17 protein-coding genes are annotated in these 19,065 nt (G+C 71.3%); 5 read left to right on the top strand and 12 right to left on the bottom strand.

The features are described 5' to 3' along the window. Window positions 1–80 precede the first annotated feature (80 nt). Together BA062_RS34860 and BA062_RS34855 are read left to right on the top strand one after the other, a co-directional pair. On the top strand, window positions 81–1,394 hold the full coding sequence (locus tag BA062_RS34860) for a citrate synthase (RefSeq protein WP_110343425.1): 1,314 nt from the start codon (window positions 81–83) through the stop codon (window positions 1,392–1,394). 185 nt (window positions 1,395–1,579) lie between these two features. Continuing rightward, window positions 1,580–3,352 carry a bifunctional metallophosphatase/5'-nucleotidase gene (locus BA062_RS34855; protein ID WP_110343403.1) on the top strand — a complete coding sequence of 591 codons (1,773 nt, stop codon included), beginning with the start codon at window positions 1,580–1,582 and terminating at the stop codon, window positions 3,350–3,352. A 186-nt stretch (window positions 3,353–3,538) separates the two neighbouring features. Here the strand turns inward: BA062_RS34855 and BA062_RS34850 are convergent, their stop codons facing one another. From BA062_RS34850 to BA062_RS34835, 4 genes are read right to left on the bottom strand one after another with little or no spacing between them, the layout of a single operon-like run. Further along, entirely contained in the window at window positions 3,539–4,738 is a 1,200-nt protein-coding gene (locus BA062_RS34850; RefSeq protein WP_110343402.1) for an ABC transporter permease, read from the bottom strand. Beyond that, window positions 4,735–5,646, bottom strand: a complete 912-nt coding sequence (locus BA062_RS34845) for an ABC transporter ATP-binding protein (RefSeq protein ID WP_110343401.1) — start codon at window positions 5,644–5,646, stop codon at window positions 4,735–4,737. Before BA062_RS34845 ends, BA062_RS34850 begins: the two co-directional genes overlap by 4 nt. A gap of 58 nt (window positions 5,647–5,704) precedes the next feature. Continuing rightward, complete coding sequence (locus tag BA062_RS34840) at window positions 5,705–7,255, bottom strand: glycerol-3-phosphate dehydrogenase/oxidase (RefSeq protein ID WP_110343400.1); 1,551 nt, start codon at window positions 7,253–7,255, stop codon at window positions 5,705–5,707. Then, window positions 7,252–7,893, bottom strand: coding sequence for a TetR/AcrR family transcriptional regulator (locus BA062_RS34835; protein ID WP_110343399.1), 642 nt, complete (start codon window positions 7,891–7,893; stop codon window positions 7,252–7,254). The genes BA062_RS34840 and BA062_RS34835 overlap by 4 nt, the downstream gene beginning before the upstream one ends. A 16-nt stretch (window positions 7,894–7,909) precedes the next feature. On the opposite strand from BA062_RS34835, the gene BA062_RS34830 reads away from it, so the two are divergent. Next, window positions 7,910–9,541: an FAD-binding oxidoreductase gene (locus BA062_RS34830; protein WP_110343424.1), complete on the top strand. Its 1,632-nt coding sequence runs from the start codon at window positions 7,910–7,912 to the stop codon at window positions 9,539–9,541. 60 nt (window positions 9,542–9,601) lie between these two features. Here BA062_RS34830 and BA062_RS34825 read toward each other — a convergent pair whose 3' ends face one another. The 5 genes from BA062_RS34825 to BA062_RS34805 form a co-directional block, all read right to left on the bottom strand. Next, window positions 9,602–10,159 carry a gamma-glutamylcyclotransferase gene (locus tag BA062_RS34825; RefSeq protein ID WP_210407083.1) on the bottom strand — a complete coding sequence of 186 codons (558 nt, stop codon included), beginning with the start codon at window positions 10,157–10,159 and terminating at the stop codon, window positions 9,602–9,604. A 65-nt stretch (window positions 10,160–10,224) separates the two neighbouring features. After that, window positions 10,225–11,325 (bottom strand): S-(hydroxymethyl)mycothiol dehydrogenase, encoded by a 1,101-nt coding sequence (locus BA062_RS34820; RefSeq protein ID WP_110343398.1) that lies wholly within the window; start codon window positions 11,323–11,325, stop codon window positions 10,225–10,227. 81 nt (window positions 11,326–11,406) lie between these two features. Beyond that, the gene (locus BA062_RS34815) at window positions 11,407–12,612 is read right to left on the bottom strand and encodes a peptidase C39 family protein (RefSeq protein WP_110343397.1); all 1,206 of its coding nucleotides are present in this window, start codon (window positions 12,610–12,612) and stop codon (window positions 11,407–11,409) included. Window positions 12,613–12,664: 52 nt separating this feature from the next. Then, window positions 12,665–13,063, bottom strand: a complete 399-nt coding sequence (locus tag BA062_RS34810; RefSeq protein ID WP_110343396.1) for a PaaI family thioesterase — start codon at window positions 13,061–13,063, stop codon at window positions 12,665–12,667. Between the two features lie 115 nt (window positions 13,064–13,178). Beyond that, on the bottom strand, window positions 13,179–14,801 hold the full coding sequence (locus BA062_RS34805; RefSeq protein ID WP_110343395.1) for a long-chain fatty acid--CoA ligase: 1,623 nt from the start codon (window positions 14,799–14,801) through the stop codon (window positions 13,179–13,181). Window positions 14,802–15,117: 316 nt separating this feature from the next. On the opposite strand from BA062_RS34805, the gene mihF reads away from it, so the two are divergent. After that, the gene (gene mihF, locus BA062_RS34800) at window positions 15,118–15,429 is read left to right on the top strand and encodes an integration host factor, actinobacterial type (RefSeq protein WP_168214177.1); all 312 of its coding nucleotides are present in this window, start codon (window positions 15,118–15,120) and stop codon (window positions 15,427–15,429) included. Window positions 15,430–15,469: 40 nt separating this feature from the next. Here mihF and BA062_RS34795 read toward each other — a convergent pair whose 3' ends face one another. Further along, window positions 15,470–16,624 (bottom strand): isochorismate synthase, encoded by a 1,155-nt coding sequence (locus BA062_RS34795; protein ID WP_110343393.1) that lies wholly within the window; start codon window positions 16,622–16,624, stop codon window positions 15,470–15,472. A 21-nt stretch (window positions 16,625–16,645) separates the two neighbouring features. After that, window positions 16,646–17,350, bottom strand: coding sequence for a 4'-phosphopantetheinyl transferase family protein (locus BA062_RS34790; protein WP_110343392.1), 705 nt, complete (start codon window positions 17,348–17,350; stop codon window positions 16,646–16,648). A gap of 97 nt (window positions 17,351–17,447) precedes the next feature. On the opposite strand from BA062_RS34790, the gene BA062_RS34785 reads away from it, so the two are divergent. Then, window positions 17,448–18,617 carry an acyl-CoA dehydrogenase family protein gene (locus BA062_RS34785; RefSeq protein ID WP_110343391.1) on the top strand — a complete coding sequence of 390 codons (1,170 nt, stop codon included), beginning with the start codon at window positions 17,448–17,450 and terminating at the stop codon, window positions 18,615–18,617. Between the two features lie 69 nt (window positions 18,618–18,686). On the opposite strand, the gene BA062_RS34780 is transcribed toward BA062_RS34785, so the two are convergent. Beyond that, window positions 18,687–19,022, bottom strand: a complete 336-nt coding sequence (locus BA062_RS34780) for a hypothetical protein (protein WP_110343390.1) — start codon at window positions 19,020–19,022, stop codon at window positions 18,687–18,689. Between the last annotated feature and the right edge of the window lie 43 nt (window positions 19,023–19,065).

Here is a 19,065-nt window from a genome sequence, read left to right as displayed (position 1 = left end):
AAGGGCCCTTCGCGTACGAATGCGGTGACCAGCGAAACCTGCTGTCACCACCGGCCCGTGTGACCGTGAGAGGCATGTGCATGTCCGACGCGACTGCGGCGCAGTCCGGGGGCGAGAACGTCGTGCTCCGCCTGCCGAGTGGCGAACACGAGTTGAAGGTCGTCCGCGCCGTCGAGGGCGCCCCCGGAATCGAGCTCGGGAAGCTGCTGGCCCAGACCGGCTACATCACCTACGACCCCGGGTTCGTGAACACCGGGTCGACGTCCTCGGCCATCACCTACATCGATGGCGACCAGGGTGTGCTGCGTTATCGCGGTTATCCGATCGAGCAGCTGGCTCAGCACTCGAACTTCCTCGAGGTCTCCTACCTGCTGATCTACGGCGAGCTGCCGACCGCCGCGCAGCTCGAGGACTTCACCACGCGCATCAACCGGCACACGCTCCTGCACGAGGACCTCAAGCGGTTCTTCGACGGCTTCCCGCGTGACGCGCACCCGATGCCGGTGCTCTCCAGTGCCGTCTCGGCGCTGTCCACCTTCTACCAGGACTCGCTCAACCCGTTCGACGAACCGAACGTGGAGCTGTCCACCATCCGGCTGCTGGCGAAGGTGCCGACCCTGGCCGCCTACGCGTACAAGAAGTCGATCGGCCAGCCGTTCCTCTACCCGGACAACTCGCTCGGGCTCGTGGAGAACTTCCTCCGGATGACCTTCGGGCTGCCCGCGGAGCCGTACGAGATCGACCCGGACGTCGCGAAGGCGCTGGACCTGCTGTTCATCCTGCACGCCGACCACGAGCAGAACTGCTCGACGTCGACGGTGCGGCTCGTCGGCTCGTCCGAGGCCAACCTGTTCGCCAGCATCTCGGCCGGCATCATGGCGCTCTTCGGCCCGCTGCACGGTGGCGCCAACAGCGCGGTGCTGGAGATGCTCGACGGCATCAAGGCCGACGGCGGTGACGTGAACGACTTCGTCAACCGCGTCAAGAACCGCGAAAAGGGCGTCCGGCTCATGGGCTTCGGGCACCGGGTCTACAAGAACTACGACCCGCGCGCGAAGATCATCAAGAAGACCGCCGACGAGATCCTCGGCAAGATCGGCGGCGGCGACGAGCTGCTCGACATCGCGAAGGCGCTGGAGGAGCGTGCGCTCTCCGACGACTACTTCATCGAGCGCAAGCTGTACCCGAACGTCGACTTCTACACCGGTCTGATCTACCGGGCGCTGGGCTTCCCGACGAAGTACTTCACGGTGCTCTTCGCGCTGGGCCGCCTGCCGGGCTGGATCGCGCACTGGCGGGAGATGATCCAGGACCCGCAGACCAAGATCGGCCGCCCGCGCCAGATCTACACCGGCGAGAAGCAGCGCGACTACAAGCCGGTCACGGAGCGCTGACCCCTCAGGTCGGTCCCTCTGCAGTGAAGGCCACCTTGCCTGCGTTCAACGCAGTGAAGGTGGCCTTCACTGCGTCCGGGGGTGGGTGAGAAGTCGCCTGGTGTTCAACTGCGCGTTCGGTGGGAGCCGCCTGAGCGGGCAACGATGTGTCGATCTTGGTCGCACATCGCGAGAGGACTGCGTCCGTGCCCCGTCTTCCCCGCCTCACCGCCGCGTTGAGCGCTGCCGTACTGCTCGGCACGCTCACGCCCGCCGCCACCGCCGAACCACTGGCTCCGACCGTGCCGGTGCAACTGCTGTCCATCACCGACTTCCACGGCTACTTCGGCGAGTACACCGCCACGGTGCGGCCGACCGCGGGCGCACCCGCGGAGACCGTCGGCGGCGGTGCCTACCTGGCCACGCACCTCGACCGGCTCCGCGAGGGCGAACGGAACTCCATCCTTTTCTCCGCCGGTGACGACTTCTCCGGGTGGCCGGACGAGACGGAGTGGTTCTGGAACGAGCCGACCGTCGAGTACCTCAACCGGATCGGGCTCGACTTCTCCACCGTGGGCAACCACGAGATGGACCGCGGCATCGAGTTCCTCCGCCACATGATGGGCGGCACGTGTGAGGGCAGGCCCGACGACGACCTGTGCTTCACCGACTCCACGGGCCAGCGGTTCCGGGGCGCCGACTACGAGTACTACTCGGCGAACATGGTCCGCGAGCACACGGCGGTGCCAGTGGTGCGGCCGTACCATGTGGAGTACGTCGACGCGGGTGGCGGGCGGAGGCTGCCCGTCGGGTTCGTGCACACGACGACGAGCCTGACCTCCAGCGAGCAGATGTCCTACACCCCGCGTGGCATCGAGTACCTGCCCGAGGCCGGGGCGGTCAACACCTACGCGAAGATCCTGCGCAGGCAGGGTGTTTCGGCGATCGTCGCGGTGGTGCACGAGGGCTTCAGCCAGCGGGGCGGCGCGGGCTACAACGACTGCGACTCGCCGTCCGGTCCCGTGGTGGAGCTGAACCGCCAGATCGACCCGGCCGTGGACGCGATCATCACCGGGCATTGGCACGCGCAGGTCAACTGCATGCTGCCCGACCCCGCGGGCAACCCGAGGCCGGTGGTCGAGGCGGGCGACGCGGGCAAACTGATCAACGAGATCGAGCTGCGGCTGGATGCGCGTACCGGTGAGGTGGTGCGGGAGCTGACCCGGTCGGTGAACCACCCGAACACTCGGGACGTGCCGCCCGACCCGGAGATCCTGGGCATGACCGCGTACTGGAAGAAGCGGCTCGCCGAGCGCGCGAACACTCCGGTCGCGACGGTGACCGAGGACCTGACGCGCACTCGCGACGCCGCGGGCGAGTCGAGCCTGTACAACCTCACCGCCGACTCGTTCCTGTGGGCCGCCAGGCGGGACGGGCGGGCGGATCTCGCGATGGCGATGCCGGACATCCTGCGCCGGGACGTCACCCGCGCCGCCGCGGCGGGCAACCAGGCGGACGCCGACGGACGGGTGCTGTTCTCGGAGCTCGCGGTCGGGACCGTCTACGACAGCGGGATCGGCGTCGGGCTCGTGCGCGGGACGGTGAAGGGCCGGCAGCTCGACGAGCTGATCGAGAGCCAGTGGCAGCGCGCCGCCGACGGGTCGGTCACCTTCAGGCCGCTGGCCCTTTCCGGCAACGTGCGCTACACGTACGACCTCGGCAAGCCCGTCGGGTCGCGGGTCGACGCCGCCGACGTCCGGATCGACGGCAAGCCGCTGCGACCCGGCGCCGACTACCGGATCGCGACGCTGGCGAACAACTTCTTCGCCAAGAACTCGACGCCGGGCTTCACGGCGCTGTTCACCGCGCGGAACCAGGATCGCAGCAGCTTCAACGGTGGCGACGCGCTGTGGCGGTACCTGGAGGCCCGCTCGCCGGTCTCGGCTCCCGAGCCGGGCCGGATGCGCCCGGCGCCCTAGTCAAGCGGCGGAGGTGAGCAAGGGAGCTTTACTACCGGAAAACGGGAGTAAAGCTCCCTTGCTCCCTTCGTCGGCGTCGGGAACGCACGACTCGCGGTCGGGAACGCACCACTCGCGGTCGGGAACGTACGACTCGCGGTCGGGAACGCACGACTCGCGCTCGCGAACGCACGACTCGCGAGGGCGTCACGCCCGGAGGGCGTCCTTCAGGCGGATTCGGCTGCCCGTGCGCAGAATCGCCGCCCGGTACACGCGCCCACCCAGCCACGTCAGCGCCGCGATCGCGGCCAGGGTCAGCACCAGCGCGGCCACGATCTCCAGCGGGCCCGCCGAGCCCGTCGCGATCCGGCTCGGCAAGAGAATGGGCGAGAGCGGTGGCAGCAGCGAGAGCACCGTTGCCGTCGTGCCCTCCGGTTCCTGCACCACCGTGAACCCCGCGATGAAGCCCACCAGCAGCACCATCGACACCGGCGTCAGGACCGTCTGCACGTCCTCCTGCCGCGACACGAGCGAGCCCGCCGCCGCGAACACCGTCGCGTAGAGGAAGAAGCCCAGCACGTACCACACCAGGCCCCACAGCAGGGTTGTCGTCGCGACCCCGGTGATCGTCAGCACGCCGGTCGCGCTCGCCATCGCGAGCCCGGCCACGCCGAGGATCGCCAGCTGCACCAGGCCCGTCAGCCCGAGCCCGATCACCTTGCCCAGCAGTAGGTGCCACGGTCGCACGGTGGACAGCAGGATCTCCACCACCCTGCTCGACTTCTCCTCCACGATGCCCTGCGCCACCAGCGAGCCGTACGCGGTGATGCCCATGTACAGCAGGAACATCATCACCAGCGCGATCACCGTCCGCTGCCCCTGCGCCGGGTCGTGCTCCTCGAACGCCGTCACCTGGATCCGCGCCGCGTCGACGTCGCGCATCACCTCGGCCGGGTTCAGTCCCGCCTGCACCAGTTTGGCGCTCAGCACCTCCTGCCGCGAGATCCCGGTGAGCACCGCCTCCAGTTCCCGGTCCAGTTCGGACTTCACCTGCACCCGCAGGTTGGCCGGGCTGCCCGACACCAGCACGTCCAGGTCGCCGGACTCGACGTCGGCACTGCCCTGCGCGGCATCGGCGACCCGGCGCGTCTCGACGTCGAGCCCGAGCTGCCCGGCACCGGCCCGCAGCGGTTCCGCGATCGCGGCCGCCTGCCCGGTGAGCCCGACGGTCGTGCGTTGCGCGTTGTTCACGAGCGCGGCCTGGAAGAGCAGGTACGCGGCCAGCACGGCCAGGATCACGGCCGTGCCGATCAGGAACCCGCGCGTGCGGAGCCGGGCGCCCAGCTCCCGCTGCGCCACGAGCCGTACCGCCGCGGCGGGGGTGATGGGCCTGCGGACGCCGTTCACGTGCCGGCTCCTTCGGTGACAGCGCTGCGGAACAGTTCGGTGAGCGACGGGTGGTGCCGCGTGAACTCGCGGACCGGTCCGGTGGCGAGCGCGGCGGCCAGCACGTCCTGGTCGTCGGTGCCTGGCGCGAGCTCCACCACCGTGCCGTCGCCGTTCTCGGCGAGCACGCGCACGCCGGGCAGCGCCGACGCCCAGCCTGCGGGTGCCCCCGGTGCCCGCACGGTGATCCGGACCGACGCGCCCGAGGTCAGCTCCGCCGCCGAACCGCAGGCGACGATCCGTCCACTGCGGATGATCCCGATCCGGTCGCACAGCCGCTCCACCAGGTCGAGCTGGTGGCTGGAGAACACCACGGGCACCCCGGTGGCGGCCTTCTCGCGGAGCACCTCGCTCATCACGTCCACGGCGATGGGGTCGAGCCCGGAGAACGGCTCGTCGAGCACCAGCACGTCCGGGCCGTGCACGAGCGCCGCGGCCAGCTGCACGCGCTGCTGGTTGCCCAGCGACAGCTTCTGCACCTCGTCCCGTCGCCGCTCGGTGAGCCCGAGCCGCTCGATCCACAGCTCCGCGCTGCGGTGCGCGTCGTTCAGGGGCACACCATGCAGCTGAGCGAGGTAGACGAGCTGGTCGAGCACCTTCATCTTCGGGTACAGGCCCCGCTCCTCGGGCAGGTAGCCGATGCGGGTGCGGGTCTCGTGGGTCACGGGGGCACCGTCGAAGCGCACCTCGCCCGCGTCGGCCGCGAGCACGCCGAGCACGATCCGCATGGTGGTGGTCTTGCCGGCGCCGTTGCTGCCGACGAAGCCGAACAGCTCGCCGGGCCGGACGTCGAACGTCACCGCGTCGAGGGCCACGACGTCACCGAAGCGCTTCGACACGCGGTCGATCTCCAGTGTCCGCTCGCCCATGCCTGCTTCCCCTCTTCCCCACGTCCAGGGGAGAGGGTACGCGGTGAGCGGGATGCCGTCAGGCAGTATCGGTCAGTCCGCGCAGGGTGCGGGCGACCAGGTCCTCGACCCGCTCGCGCGCGGCGGCCGCCTCGGCCGGGACCAGGCCCAGCCGCGTGCGCCGGTGCAGCACGTCGTCGGCGTCGAGTGCGCCCTCGTGCCGCACGGCCCAGACCACCTCCGCGCCGGTGACCTCGCAGCCGGGGAACAGGGGCCTGCCGAGCTCGTCGTCCACCTCGGCGAGCGCGGCCACGCGTGGGGCCTCGGTGCCGTATTTGGCCACCAGCCGGGGTGGAGCATCCACTGTGGACAGCGCGGCGCGGTCGGCGGCGCCGAGCAGGGGCAGGTTCGCGGTGCGCACGGGACCCGCCGGCAACGCAGCGGTCCGCACGGCCGCGGTCACCGCGTCCTCGGCCATCTTGCGGTACGTCGTGAGCTTCCCGCCGACGACCGTGAGCACCCCCGTCGCCGGGTCGGTGAGCACCGCGTGCCTGCGGGAGAGGTCGGCCGTGGTGCCGTCGGCGGCCAGCAGCGGGCGCAGCCCGGCGAACGTCCCGAGCACGTCGCCGGGCCGCAGCTCGCGTTCCAGTACCGCGGAGGCGACCCCGAGCAGGAAGTCCACATCGGACTGGGGGGCCTCCGCGACGTCGGGCGGGTCACCGGCGAGCGGCTCGTCGGTGATTCCGAGGTAGATCCGCCCGCAGGGCTGGGGGAGCAGGAAGACGAACCGGCTGTGCGAACCGGGAACGGGCACCATCACCGACGTCTCGCCGAGCCCGGTCCGGCCCGCGTCGAGCACGAGATGGGAGCCGAGGGACGGTCGCAGCCGCACCGATGGCACGAGCGCGCCCGCCCACACCCCGGCCGCGTTGATCACCTGCCGGGCGTGCAGTTCCACGGCGTCGCCACTGTCTTCGTCGCGCGCGAGCACACGGTCGGCCCGTAGCTCGGTCGCCCGCACCCTGGTGAGGATGCGCGCGCCGTGCGCGGCCGCCGTCCTTGCCAGCGCGACCACGAGCCGGGCGTCGTCCGTCAGCGCGCCGTCGAAGGACAGCAGCCCACCGCGCAGGCCGGTGCGGCGCAGTCCCGGTGCGAGCGCCAGCGCCTCCGCGGCAGGCACCGAACGGGGCCTCGGCAGCAGCGCCGACGGTGTGCCCGCTGTCCTGCGCAGCGCGTTACCCGCGTGCAGGCCGGCCGTGGTGAGCAGGCGCGCCGAGCGCGGTGTCGTGGCGTAGAGCGGGAAGAGCTGCGCCAGCGGCCGGGTCAGATGCGGCGCGGTGCGGGTCATGAGGATGCCGCGTTCCACCGCGCTCTCCCTGGCCAGCGCCACGTCTCCGTGCGCGAGGTAGCGCAGGCCGCCGTGCACGAGCTTGCTCGAGAACCGGGAGGTGCCGAAGGCGAGGTCGCGGGCCTCGACGAGTGCGACGGAGAGCCCGCGCGACGCCGCGTCGAGCGCGATGCCCACCCCCGTCACCCCGCCGCCGACCACGAGCACGTCCACGCGCTCGCCGGCCGCCAGCTCGGCCAGTTCCCTCGTCCGCCTTCGCGCGGACAGCGACGCCCTGATCATGGCGCCAGCGCGGCGTCGAGCACGTGCCGCAGCTCGGCGAGCAGGGCCTCTTCGGCCACGTCAATGGTCGCCGGGCGCAGCGACAGCACGAACGACTGCACGACGAGCAGGACCGCGCGCACCTGGGCGGAGACGTCGCCGCGGCGAACGGAGCCCTCGCGCTGGCCCGCCTCGACGAGCGCGCGCACGACGTCCTCCGCCAGCCGCTGCGTCGCGCCGAGCCGCTGCGTGACGTACGGCAGCAGCAGGTCCGCGTCGAGGTCGAGCACCGTGCGCATGAGCGGGTCGGCCGCGAGCGCGCGCACGCCCGCGACGGCGCTGTCCACGAGCCGTTCGCGCGCGGTGCCGGTTGAGCGCACCTCCGAGGCGACGCCGTGCAGCAGCGCACCGAACTCCCGCGTCATCAGTGCCGCGAGGACGCTGCGGACGTCGGGGAAGCGGCGGTACAGCGTCATGCGGCTGACGTGCGCGGTGCGGGCGATCTCGGCGAGCGTCGTGCGCCGGACGCCGCTCGCGAGCACGCACTGCCTGGCTGCGTCGAGCAGCGCGTCGTCGGAGACGCGGCTCGCCGCGGGCCGTTCGCGGGTCTCGGCGAGCGCACTCCTGACCTGCACGGCAGTGTGACGTTCGGCCTTCATGTGTCACACTTTAGTGGTGAACGACAGTGTTGACCACCGGCTGCGGGGTTCGTGGACGCCCGAGGGGGCGAGCGCGGTCGAACTCGCTCCCAAGGCCGTGCGCTGGCTGACGCAGCGTATCGGCGAATGCACCGCGAATGCTCCTGTCGCACCGAATTCGGCCATGCCGGTCGCGCCGTCCCGGATACCCGGGGCCGCACACGGCAAACTCGCCGGGATCGTCGGCGAGGAGTACGTGCTCGACGATCCGGCCGAGCGGCTCGCGCGCAGCGGGGGCCTGTCGTACCTCGACCTCCTGCGGCGCAGGTACCCGTCCTCGCCGCCCGCCGTGCCCGACGCGGTGGTGCTGCCTGCCGACCCCGCGCAGGTGCAGCGGGTGCTCGACGTGTGCGTCGAGCACGACATCGGTGTGGTGCCCTTCGGCGGCGGCACGTCCGTCGTCGGCGGGGTCACCGCGCTGCGCGGCGGCAAGGACAGCGTGCTCGTGCTCGACCTGGAGCGGCTCGACCGGCTCGTGTCCGTCGACCCCGTCTCGCGTGTCGCCGTGTTGCAGGCCGGGGTCCGCGGTCCCGACGCCGAGCGCCTGCTGTCGGTGCACGGCCTCACGCTCGGCCACGTGCCGCAGTCGTTCGAGCGGGCGACCATCGGCGGGTTCGCCGCGACGCGCTCCGCGGGTCAGGCGTCCTCGGGCTACGGCCGCTTCGAGGACATGGTGACCGGGCTGCGCCTGGCGACCCCTCGGGGCGAGTGGCGGCTCGGCGTCGCGCCCGCGTCCGCGGCGGGGCCCGACCTGCGGCAGCTGGCCATCGGCAGCGAGGGCACGCTGGGCGTGATCACCGAGGTCGCCGTGCGCGTGCGCCCGCTTCCCGAGCGCGAGCGGTTCGAGGCGTTCGCGCTCGACGGCTGGGAACGCGGTACGCGCGCGGTCCGGCACCTCGCCCAGCGCGGACTGCTCGCCGACGTCACGCGGCTGTCCGATGTGGGCGAAACGGCGTCGACGCTCGCGCTGGCCGGCAGCTGGAAGACGGCCCTGCTGCGCCGGTACCTGAACGCCCGCGGGATCGCCGAGCCGTGCCTGTTGATCCTCGGCTGGTACGGCGACGCCGTGCACCGGCGCAGGGAAGCCGTGCGCAGCCTGCGGGCGGCGGGCGCGGTCGGGCTGGGCACGGCGCCGGGGCACGCGTGGCTGCGGAACCGGTTCGCCGGGCCGAGGCAACGGGACGCTCTGCTCGACCTCGGTGTGTGCGTCGAAACGCTGGAGACCGCGGCGCGCTGGGGCGACCTGGGGCCGCTGTACGAGCGCGTTCGGGCGGCGCTGCACGGTGCGCTCGACCGGCCGCTCGTGCTCTGCCACGTCTCGCACGCCTACGAGACCGGCGCGTCGCTGTACTTCACCGTGCTCGCCGCCCGCGACGAGGCCGACCCGATCGGCCAGTGGGAACGCGCGAAACGCGCGGCGTCGGAGGCGATCGCGGGCGACGTGCCCGCCACGATCTCCCACCACCACGCCATCGGCACCGACCACGCGCCGTACCTCGCGGCGGAGATCGGCGACCTCGGCGTGGACGTCCTCAAGGCGGCCAAGTCCGCGCTGGACCCCACCGGCATCCTCAACCCGGGCAAGCTCCTGCCACCCCACCCCCGGTAAAGGCCACCACTACTGCAGTCAAGGCCACCATGCCTGCGTTCAACGCAGTGAAGGTGGCCTTCACTGCAGTAGGGGGATCGGCTCGGCGTCGAGGCCGTGCGTGTCAGCGGGGATGCCCTGCAGGTGGATGGCCTCGTGCTGGGCGACGTCGGCCGTGCGCACCGGAGCGCCGTCCACCAGCAGCGGCATCCGCGCGGGCCCCGCGCCCACGTAGGTGAGCACGTCCTCGACCACCGAACCGTCCTCCAGCCGCACCCGGCCCGTGCGCAGCCTCGCGAGGTGGTAGCGCACGCCCCTGCCCTCGCACCGGTCGAGCACCTCGACCTGCTCCGGCGTCGCGAACCACACCGCGTGCCACTCCGTCACGCCCGGCGCCGCGGCGAGCGTCGCGGTGCGCTGGCCGTCCCGCGCGCGCAGGCCGGCCGCCCACACCGCCGCGACGCCGTGACACGCCGCCCGCGCTACCACCACCGGTTCCGCGCCGAGGCCGAGGTTCTCGCGCAGCCACGTGATCTTCGAGGGGCACGCGTTGGAGCCGTAGGCCAGCACCGGAACGCGCCCGGTGCGCCAGCCGTCCGGCGCGGTGCCCAGCGCGTACCCCGCTCCTTCCCGGTGCACGAACGAACGGTCCGGCCGCGCACCGGGATACGGAGCCTCGGGGAACTCCTCGTCGGTGAACAGAATCAGTCGAACACCACCACACTGCGCAGCACCTCGCCCTTGTGCATGCGGGCGAACGCCTCCTCGACGCCGTCCACCGCGATGCGCTCGGTGACGAACCTGTCCAGCGGCAGCCTGCCCTGCAGGTAGAGGTCCACGAGCATCGGGAAGTCCCGCGACGGCAGACAGTCGCCGTACCACGACGACTTGAGCGACCCGCCGCGCGAGAAGAAGTCGATGAGCGGCATGTCGTCGAGCCGCATGTCCGGCGTCGGCACGCCGACGAGCACCACCGTGCCCGCGAGGTCGCGCGCGTAGAACGCCTGCTTCCACGTCTCGGGCCTGCCCACCGCGTCGATCACCACGTCGGCGCCGAACGAGCCGGTGAGCTCGCGAATCGCCTCGACGATCTCGTCCTGGCTCTTGCCGCGCGCGTTGAGGGTCGCCGTTGCGCCGAACCCCCTCGCCCATTCCAGCTTCCTGTCGTCCATGTCGACGGCGACGATCGTGGTGGCCCCGGCAAGGTGCGCGCCCGCGATCGCGGCGTCACCGACGCCCCCGCAGCCGATCACCGCGACGGAGTCGCCGCGCGTGACGGCGCCCGTGTTGACGGCCGCGCCGATGCCCGCCATGACGCCGCAGCCGAGCAGGCCGGCCACCGCGGGCTCCGCGGCCGGGTTCACCTTCGTGCATTGTCCACTGTGGACCAGCGTCTTCTCGAGGAACGCGCCGATGCCGAGCGCGGGGCTCAACGCGGTGCCGTCGGCGAGCGTCATCGGCTGCGCCGCGTTGAACGTCGAGAAGCAGTACCAGGGTTTGCCCTTCTTGCACGCGCGGCACGTGCCGCACACCGCGCGCCAGTTCAGCACCACGAAGTCGCCCGGCTCCAGGTCCGTGACGCCCTCGCCGACCTGCTCGACGTAGCCCGCCGCCTCGTGGCCGAGCAGGAACGGGAACTCGTCGTTGATGCCGCCCTCGCGGTAGTGCAGGTCGGTGTGGCACACCCCGCACGCCCTGACCGACACCACCGCCTCGCCCGGTCCTGGATCCGGCACGAGCACCGTCTCCAGCGACACCGGCTCACCCTGCGCGCGCGACACCACGCCCTGCACCTCGTACGGCATTGGTTCCCCGTCCTTTCCGGCGACGTTGCCCAGGGCCGCAGCTTGCCACGGGTCATGCGCTCATCGCGACACGCGCATGGGTCACGGCGTGATGAGGTAGACGATGCCGCCGGGTCCGCTCGCGACGTCGCCCTCGGCGTCGTGGCGCTGGGTGCGCTGCCAGATCGTCTCGAACTGCGCGCGGTCGTAGACCCTGCGCACGCCGTCGGCCGCGGGGTCGTTGACGATCACGTCACCGTCCTCGGTGAACCCGGTGACCACCATGATGTGGCCCGCCGTGCCGTACCCGGCGCCGTCGAGCTCGCTCGCGAGGAACGACTGCGACGTGATCACGGGGATGCCGCGGGCGATGTAGTCCTCCAGCTCGGTCAGCGAGTGCAGCCGCGTGACGTGGCCCTTCAGTCCGTAGTGCCCGGCGTAGGCGGTGTTGAACGGCCAGTTGCCGGTGCCCTCGTAGGCGTAGTCGTAGGTGAAGCGCGCGGCGTGCGCGACGGGGCGGTCGGGGTAGTCCTCCGGGAGCCACGACAGCTCCTGCTCGCCGGGTCCCTTGCCCCAGAACTCCAGCACCATCGCGGTGGAGGTGGGGCTGCACCAGTTCTCGCCGCCTCCGCCGTACTCGGGGTAGTTGCCGCGGTGCACGTTCTGGGCGTAGCGGGGCACGGGCAGCTCGATGCCGCGGGCGCGGCCCGGCTTCGAGACCGGGACCTCGAAGCGGTCGGGCACGAGCGACGTCATCGCCCCCGCCGTGCGCAGCACGGGCGTGGCCGAGCTGCCGCGCTCGCGGTAGAGGCTGACCCTGAGCTGGTAGGACCGCAGTCGCACGCCGGGCTTGGCGACGACGGTGTCGACGTTGACGCTCGCATGCGCGTCGTCCTGTCCCGGCACCGACGTGCGCTGGAGGTCGGCGTCGCCGTGTGCCCATTTGCCGAGGACGTACCAGGCCGTGTCGGCGCCCGACGCCGTTCGCGCCCTGGCCTCGACCCGCAGCCACGTCCTCGCCGGGGTGTCGGCGGTCCAGGAGGCGATCAGCTCGCTCGCGTCGAAGCCGGGCGCGTGCGCCGGCGAGGTCCAGCGCCCGTACTCGTAGGCGCCGTCGACGCCGGCGGGCGTGCCGATCCGCAGGCCGTCCTCGCCGGCCTCGACGCCGGAAAGCTCGCCGGCGAAGCCGTGGGCGCCGCTCCAGCCGTGGTAGTCGATCTGTTCATCCTCCTGGGCCAGCGCCGGAGGCTGGGCGACCGTGGAAGCCACGATGACCGCCAGTACGACCGTGCAGAGACGTCCACGCATGGCAAAGGATTTTCGTCTTTGCCTTGATGGTGTGTAAACCGCTTTCGTCCGATCAGATCACGGCCTGAGTCTGGGTGACCTTGGCGACGAGGCGGCCGTCGTCGTCGTGGATCTCGGTCTCCACCACGATCACCCTGCGCCCGACGTGCAGCGGGCTCGCCGACGCGGTGGCGTGGCCGCCGCGGACCGGGCGCAGGAAGCTCGTGCGCGACTCGATCGTCGTGGTGCCCGACGCGCCCTCCGGCAGGTTGAGGAACGCGCAGACGGCGGCGGTGGAGTCGGCCAGCGACATGAGCACGCCGCCGTGCATCGTGTCCCCGAGCGTGCACAGCGTCGGGTCCCACGCGATGCGGCTGCGCACGAGCTCCTTGGCTTGTTCGAGCACCTCGACGCCGAGGCGCTCGGTGAACGGCATGGTCTTGTGGAACAACTCGGTGCCCTCAGCGTCCATGCCGTCCACCCTTTCGCGCCGGGAACGCGAAGTCGATTACCTCAGGGGTAACGCTCCCCAAGGCCACCTTTGTTGCGCTGGGCGCAACAAAGGTGGCCTTGGGGGCGCGTCGGCGTCAGAAGTGGGCGACGTCGAGCTTGCCCTCAGCGTGGGCGGCGCGCAGGCGCTTCTTGTCGAACTTGCCGACGCTGGTCTTCGGCACCTCCTCCACGAAGGTCCAGTGTTCCGGCAGCTGCCACTTGGCCACCTTGTCCTGCAGGAACGTCCGCAGCTCCTCGGCGGTCACGCGCTCACCCTCGCGCAGGACCACGGCGACCAAAGGGCGTTCGTCCCACTTCTCGTCGGGCACGCCGATCACCGCCGCCTCGGCGACGGCGGGGTGCGACATCACCGTGTTCTCCAGGTCCACCGACGAGATCCACTCGCCGCCGGACTTGATGACGTCCTTGGCGCGGTCGGTCAGCGTGAGGTAGCCGTTCGGGGTGATCTTGCCGACGTCACCGGTCCGCAGCCAGCCGTCGTGGAACTTCGCCGGGTCCGCGTCGCCGTAGTACCCGCCCGCGATCCACGGGCCACGCACCTCCAGCTCGCCGACGCTCTCGCCGTCCCACGGGACCTCGTTGCCGTCGTCGCCGATGAGCCGCGCCCGCACCGAGGCGGGGAAGCGGCCCTGCGTGTAGCGGTACCGCCACGCCTCCTCGCCGGTCGCCGACGCGGGCGGCCGGGCGACGCTGCCGAGCGGCGACGTCTCCGTCATGCCCCACGCGTGCAGGATCGGCACGCCGTAGCGTTCCTCGAACGCGTGCATCATCGACGGCGGCGCTGCCGACCCGCCCACCACGACCTCGCGCAGGTGGGAGATGTCCTGCGGGTTCGCGTCGAGGTGCTGGAGCAGGCCCTGCCAGATCGTCGGCACCGCACCCGCGAACGTCGGCCGCTCGGCGGCGAGGATCTGGGCGATGGGCTCCGGCTGCAGGAAGCGGTCCGGCATGATCATCGAGGCGCCCACCATGAACGCCGCGTACGGCATGCCCCACGACATCGCGTGGAACATCGGCACGATCACGAGCGCCTTGTCCGACTGGTCGAGCCGCATGCTGTCGCTCATGCACACCTGCATCGAGTGCAGCCAGATCGAGCGGTGTGAGTACACGACGCCCTTCGGGTCGCCCGTGGTGCCGGACGTGTAGCACATCGCGGCCGCGGACCGCTCGTCGACGACGGGCCAGTCGAACGTCTCCGGCTGGGCGGCGAGCAGCTCGTCGTAGGCGTGCACCTGCACGCCGTCCGGTGCCTCCAGCGTCGCGGGGTCCCCGTTGGCGACGATCACGTGCTTGACGGTCTTCAGCTGCGGCAGCTGCTTGGCGAACAGCGGCACGAGCGTGCCGTCCACGATCACCACGTGGTCCTCGGCGTGGTTGGCCACGAACACCAGCTGCTCGGGGAACAGCCGGATGTTGAGGGTGTGCAGCACGGCACCCATCGCGGGGATGGCCAGGTAGGCCTCGAGGTGCTCGGCGTTGTTCCACATGAACGTGCCCACGCGCTGGTCACCGGTCACACCGAGCCCGCGCAGAGCGTTCGCGAGCCGGGCGGCACGCTGGCCGACCTGGCCGTAGGTGGCCCGCCTCGGGCCGGAAGAGGTCCACGTGACGACCTCGCTCTCGGAATGCAGCGTGGAGCCGTGCCGGAGCAGGTCGGCGAGGGAAAGCTGGTCGTCCTGCATGGTGCTCAACATCGTGTTCTCTCCCGCGGGTCCGTTCGACTGTGAACTGGATTACGCGCGAGCCTAGTGCGGGAAAAGTGGCATCGGCATGTGCTGAGTGCACAACCGTTACGCACGAGCACTGGGCCCCTTCACCGCGGTAGTGGCCCCCTGACCTGCATGACCCGGTTGAGGGGACATTGCGTGTCGATTTCGCGGTCGCGGTCCTCTTGGCGTTTACTGGGGCCCGTGGTAAGTGACGGCCTGGCCAGCGCTTGCTCGGGCAAGCACCTGGGGACCCGGGTTGTCGCCGCTCTCACGCGGCACCCGAGAAGAAAGGATTAGTACGTTGGCTTTGCCTACGTTGACCCCGGAACAGCGGGCGGAAGCCCTGGCCAAGGCGGCCGAGGCTCGCAAGGCGCGCTCGGAGCTGCTCGCGTCGATCAAGTCCGGCAAGGAGAGCATCGACAAGGTGCTGAACCGGGCGAAGGAAGACAAGACGGTCGGCAAGACCAAGGTCACGCAGCTGCTGAAGGCCGTGCCGGGCCTGGGCACCGTCAAGGTGGCCGCGCTGCTCGAGCAGGCAGGCATCGACCCGGACCGCCGGGCCGCCGGCCTCGGCGAGCGGCAGCGCGAAGCCCTCATCAACGCGCTCAAGTAGCTTCTCCGGGCTGCTCATCCGACGTGGGTGGCCGGCCGGGTCAGAACTCGGCCAGCCACCCACGCGGTAGCCCCATGGCCTCGGCCAGGGTGGCGAACTTCGCGGACGTCTCGTCCAGCTCCGCCCCCGGGTCCGACTCAGGAACGATCCCGCCCCCCGCGTACAGCCGCAGCGACCGCTCAGCGACCTCGGCGCAGCGGATCGTCACCGCCCATTCCCCGTCGCCCTCGGCGTCCACCCAGCCGACCGCGCCCGCGTAGTACCCGCGCTCGAACGGCTCCAGCTCCGTCACCAGCTCCCGCGCCGACTCGGTCGGCGTTCCGCAGATGGCGGGCGTCGGATGCAGCGCCGCCGCGAGGTGCAGCGCTGTCACGTCCCGGTCGGCCAGCTCACCCGTGATCGTCGTGCCCAGGTGCCACATCGTCGGTGTCGACACCAGCTCCGGCTTCTCCGGTGCGTCCAGCTTGCGGCAGAACGGCCTCAGCGCCTCCGCCACGGCCTCGGCCAGCACCGCGTGCTCGATGTGGTCCTTGCGCGAGGCCAGCAGCGCCTCGCCGTTCTGCCGGTCGGTCACCGGGTCGGCCGAGCGCGGCATCGACCCCGCGTGCGGGTGCGACACCACGCGGTCGCCCTGGCGCGACAGCAGCAGCTCGGGGCTCGAACCCACGAGCGTCCGCCCGCCGGGCAGGCCGGCCGCGAACGTGTAGCCGCGGTCGTTGTCCTTGACCAGGTTGTGCAGGATCGCCTCCGGCCGCACCGGCTCGGCGAACTCCAGGTCGAGGGCCCGCGCGAGCACCACCTTGCGCAGGCCCCGCTCGCCGAGCCTCCGCACCGCGTCGGCCACCGCCTCGGCGTGCCGTCGTCCCTCGGGAACGGGGGTGACCCGTTCGGGAAGGCCGACGTGCCTGCGGGGGAGGCGGTCGACGGCGGGGTGCGGTCTGCCCGCGAAGCGCACGCCCTCCGGGATCACGAGCCGGGCCGGGGTGCCGCCATCGGCGGCGCTGTCGAACGGGAGCACACCCGCGGCGATCGGGGTGGGCGCGTCGCCCAGCGCCCTGCGCACGCGCTCGGCGAGCCGGGCCTCGTCGGTACCGGTCAGCTCGGTGGCCGCGCCGGAGCCGAGGATCGTGCGGTGCGCCGTGGCGAGGAAGAAGTCTCCTCGCGCGTAGTCCTCGAGCAGTCGCGCGGCGTCCATATCGACCCATTCTCCGCCGGTTCAGCGGCCTGGAGACCACCAGCGCTGCGTGACGTCCATCTCCTCGCCCGTCAGTTCCGTCAGTACGGCCACGGCGGCGCGGTAGCCGTCGCCGGGGTCGAGGTCGGCCATGCGGGTGTGCGCGGGGGACAGCGCGGGGTCGGCCGAGCCCGTCAGCCGCGCGGGCTCCCCGGGCGGGGCCATCGTGAGGCTCGTCAGCGGGATCCGAAGGCCACGCCCGGTGGCCTTCATGACGGCCTCCTTGCGCGTCCAGTACCGGAAGAACGCGTCGGCCCGCTCCTGCTCGGACAGGCCCTCGAGCGCGGCGCGCTCGGTGTCGTTGAGCGCGTAGCCCAGCAGCGCGTCGTCGGCCTTTCTCGTCGCGGTCTCGACGTCGAGGCCCACGGCGGCGCCGCCGGTGAGCGCGACGCCGATCCGCTCGCCCGAATGGGAGATCGACAGCGCCAGCTTCGCGCCCGGAACGCGCGGCGGGCCGTGCTGCCTGCCACAGTCGTCGCACGTCGCGTCGAACTCCACCTCGGCCGGCGCGATCCCGAGGTGCTCGGCGGCGACGGTCTTGGCGAGCACCCTGCCCGTCAGGAACCGGCGTTTGTCCTCGTCCCGGCGGTAGGCGGCGTGCCGCTCGCGCTCGGCCGGTGCGAGCAGCGCCAGGTGCTCGCCGCTCTCGGCGAGCGGGGCCGCCCACCACACCGCGCAGTCGATCACAGGGCGAATCTACGGGGCGCCCGGCAGGTGTCGCCAGGCCGATCGTGCGTTACCTTGGTCCCTAAGCAACCGCTTAGTAACGAGGGAGTCGGCGGCGATGGATTTCAGTCTCAGCGTCGAGGAGCGAGAGATTCGTGACTGGGTGCGGACCTTTGTGCAGCGGGAGCTGATCCCGCTGGAGCAGGAGGTGCTGCGCAGGGAGCGTGCCGGGCAGCCCGGCCTGCCCGCCGACGAGCTGGAGGAGCTCCAGCTCAAGGCCCGCGACTCCGGCTTCTGGGGCGTCCAGACCCCCGAGGAGTACGGCGGCATGGGCCTCTCCGCGGTGATGACGGCGCTGCTGGAGGCCGAGCTCGGCCGCTCGTTCGTGCCTTTCCGCTTCGGCGGCGCGGCCGACAACATCCTGTTCTACGCCAACGAGGAACAGCAGCAGCGCTACCTGCTGCCGACCATCGAGGGCAAGCGCAAGTCCTGCTTCGCCATCACCGAGCCGGGCGCGGGCTCTGACGCGAAGGCGATCCGGACCACCGCGCGCAAGGACGGCGCCGACTGGGTCATCAACGGCGAGAAGACGTTCATCACCGGCGGCAACGAGGCCGACTTCACGATGGTCTTCGCCATCACCGACCCCGAGAAGGGTGCTAACGGCGGGGTGACGTGCTTCCTCGTCGACCGCGAGATGGGGTGGCGCTCCGAATACATCGACACGATGGGCGAATGGGGTCCCGCGGCGCTGGTCTTCGAGGACGTCCGCGTGCCGGAGAGCCAGATCCTCGGCGAGCTCGGCCAGGGCTTCAACCTCGCCATGCAGTGGATCGGCCGCGGTCGTTACCTGCTGCCCGCCCGCGCGATCGGCTCGTGCGAGCGGCTGCTGTCGATGGCCATCGAGCACGCCAACACCAGGGAGACGTTCGGCGCGCCCATCGCCGACCGGCAGGCGATCCAGTGGATGATCGCCGACTCCGGCGTGGAGCTCGAGGCACTGCGCTGGCTGGTGCTGCACGCCGCGTGGCAGGTGGACTCCGGAATGGACTCCCGGCACGCGCAGTCCATCGCCAAGCTCTACGGCGGCGTCAAGGCGAACGAGATCGTCGACCGCGTGCTGCAGATCCACGGCGGCATGGGCTACACCCGTGAACTGCCGATCGAGCGGTGGTACCGCGAGCTGCGGCTGCTGCGCATCTATGAGGGCACCGACGAGATCCAGCGCAGGACCATCGCCCGCAACCTGCTGAAGGGCCACGTGAAGCTGGGAGGAGCCCTCGGCTGAGGAAGCCCGGAAGCTCGCGCTGTGGAGGCAGGACGCGAAGCCCTGCCTCCACAGCGGGGGTGGTTCTACTCAGGAACGGACGGTGTCGCCCTTCTGCCGTAGTGCCAGCGGCACGCCTGCGAGGTCCTCCTCGTTGCAGAGGATCTTCAGGTCGTAGTACGGAAAGCCGTCCCGTTCGTCGTAGTCGAGGTGGACTGCGAGCACGTCCACCGGCTCGCCGAGCCACTGCTGGGCCTGCCGGAGCCAGCCGGCACAGCGCTCCAGCGCGGCCGGGAGATCGTCATCGCGGAACTCGACCGGGCGGTAGGGCACGTCCTGTACCTGGTCCCGTGGGTCGGAGGGCGTCGGAAGCCCCGGAGCGAGACCCGCGTCGTCGAGTTCCAGCTGGATTGTTTCCTCACTCACCCCACGAGCGTCCCTCAGCAGCGGCTCCGGGGCAAGCGTGGGG

Source organism: Prauserella flavalba, assembly GCF_003202235.1.
GTDB lineage: Bacteria > Actinomycetota > Actinomycetes > Mycobacteriales > Pseudonocardiaceae > Prauserella_A > Prauserella_A flavalba.
The sequence above is the reverse complement of the archived record's forward strand: the minus strand, read 5'-3'. Positions and strand labels throughout refer to the sequence as shown.